The organism is Roseofilum sp. (genome assembly GCF_982964205.1).
Window position 1 is genome coordinate 1 of the sequence record NZ_CEZBFX010000220.1, and the last position, 2485, is coordinate 2485.

Here is a 2485-nt window from a genome sequence, read left to right on the forward strand (position 1 = left end):
TTATCACATTAGCGAAACCCTATACGAAGGAGAGCGAACCCTAGTGTATCGGGGAGTTCGCTCTTCTGACTCTCTAGAAGTTGTAATCAAAGTTCTGCGTAATGAATACCCCAGTTTCAGCGAATTGTTACAGTTCCGGAATCAGTATACCATTGCTAAAAACCTAAAGACTGGCGTTGTCCAACCTTTAAGTCTAGAGCGTTATGGCAATGGTTATATCTTAATTATGGAAGACTTGGGGGCTATCTCTCTGAACCAAGTTTTAGCAAAAGATCGGTTCCTAGATCTAGAAACGGGTTTACAGATCGCCATTCAACTAGCGGAGATTCTACAAGAACTAGATCGCCAAAGAGTCATCCACAAAGACATTAAACCAGCCAATATCCTAATTCAGCCACAAACCAAAGAGATTAAACTGATAGATTTTAGTATTGCCTCCTTACTACCTCGCGAAGCGCAAGAAATCAAAAACTGCAACGTCCTAGAAGGAACCCTAGCCTACATTTCCCCCGAACAAACGGGGCGGATGAATAGAGGAATAGACTACCGCAGCGACTTCTATTCTCTGGGCGTGACCTTATACCAACTGCTAACCGGAGTATTACCCTTCCTGAGCGACGACCCCATGGAATTAGTTCATTGTCATATTTCGCAACAGCCGGTGCCGCCAGCAAAAGTAAAAAAGAAAGACTCAAACCGAGACATCCCAGCAGTAGTTTCAGAGCTAGTCATGAAACTAATGTCAAAAAATGCAGAAGAGCGATATCAGAGTGCATTAGGATTAAAGTATGACCTAGAAAAATGTTTAAACCAATGGCAAGAAAAAGGGAAAATAGAAGCCTTTGAATTAGGAAGCCGGGATATTGCCGCTCGCTTCCTGATTCCCGAAAAACTCTACGGACGGGAAAAGGAAGTACAAGCATTACTTGAGGCCTTTGACCGGGTGGCTGGGTCTTCCAGCACTGCCAACTCCTCACTACTGACTCCCCAGGGTGAAGCCCTGCCGACTTCCCGCTGTGAAATGATGCTAGTAGCCGGATTTTCAGGGATTGGTAAAACAGCAGTGGTCAACGAAGTCCACAAGCCCATTGTTCGCCAGCAGGGCTATTTTATCAAAGGAAAATTCGACCAGTTTCAACGCAATATTCCGTTTTCTGCCTTCGTCCAAGCATTCCGAGATTTGATGGGACAGCTTTTAGCAGAGAGCGATGAACAACTGCAACGATGGAAAGACAAAATTCTGGCTGCCTTAGGCGAACAAGCCCAAGTCATTATTGATGTGATCCCAGAATTAGAGCAAATTATCGACTCGCAACCAAGTGTAGAGGAATTATCCGGCAGTGCAGCCCAAAATCGTTTTAACCGACTATTCGAGCAGTTTATCCAAGTATTTGCCACCGCTGAACATCCCCTGACGATCTTTATTGATGACCTGCAATGGGTTGATGCTGGCTCTTTGAAGTTAATTCAACTACTGATGGCTGATAGACAACGGGGGTATCTGTTGTTGTTGGGAGCCTATCGCGATAATGAAGTGTCCCCCACCCATCCCCTGATGTTGGCAATCTCCGAGCTGGAAAAATCCGGTGCCCAGTTGCAAACGCTCACCCTCGAACCCTTAAGCCAAAAAGATCTCGGTCGCCTCACAGCAGACACTCTCAGTTGCGCTCAAGCAGTGGCTTTGCCCTTAACGGAATTGGTGTATGGAAAAACCAAGGGCAATCCATTCTTTTCGACCCAGTTTCTGAAAGGATTACATGAGGATGGCTGGATTGTGTTCAATCGGGATGTGGGCTACTGGGAATGTGACTTGACCAAAGTGCGAGAATTAGCCCTGTCCAATGATGTGGTAGAGTTTATGGCAGCCAGATTGGACAAGTTGCCCCCTCAAACGTGCGAGGTGTTAAAACTAGCAGCGTGTATCAGCAACCGGTTTGAGTTGGACATTCTAGCAGCAGCAGGGGATCTGAGTTGGGAAGAGGCAGCAGGGGCGCTATGGCCGGCACTGCAAGAAGGGTTCATCTTGCCCATCAACAATACTTATAAGTTCTTCCAAGAGACGATAGGGGAAGCCAAAACTGTCCTCACTGATGTGAGAGTGAACTATCAATTCCTGCACGATAGGGTTCAACAAGCGGCTTATTCGTTAATTCCACAAGGGCAAAAGCAAGTGACCCATTATCGGATAGGTAATCGCCTGTTGGCCTATTTAGAGCCGGCAGAACGGGAAGAGAAGATTTTCGATATTGTCAATCAAATCAATATTGGACGTGAGGAGATTGTGGAGGGGGAGGAAAAACAACAACTTCTCGAACTCAATTGGCGTGCGGCTCAGAAGGCGAAAATAGCGACGGCTTATGAGGCGGCGAAAATGTATTTCCAGATAGCGATAGAACTGCTGCCACAGGAGGCTTGGGAAATTCTTTATGAGCGAACCTTTGCACTCTATTTTGGTCTGGCTGAAGTCCAACTTATGAGTGTTGAT

The 2485-nt window shown here is 46.2% G+C and carries 1 protein-coding gene; it reads left to right on the plus strand.

Annotation, left to right across the window (positions count from 1 at the left end; translation table 11 throughout):
- The coding region (locus tag AC3A14_RS24535) for an ATP-binding protein (protein WP_487779235.1) at positions 1 to 2485 on the plus strand (2485 nt) is incomplete at both ends.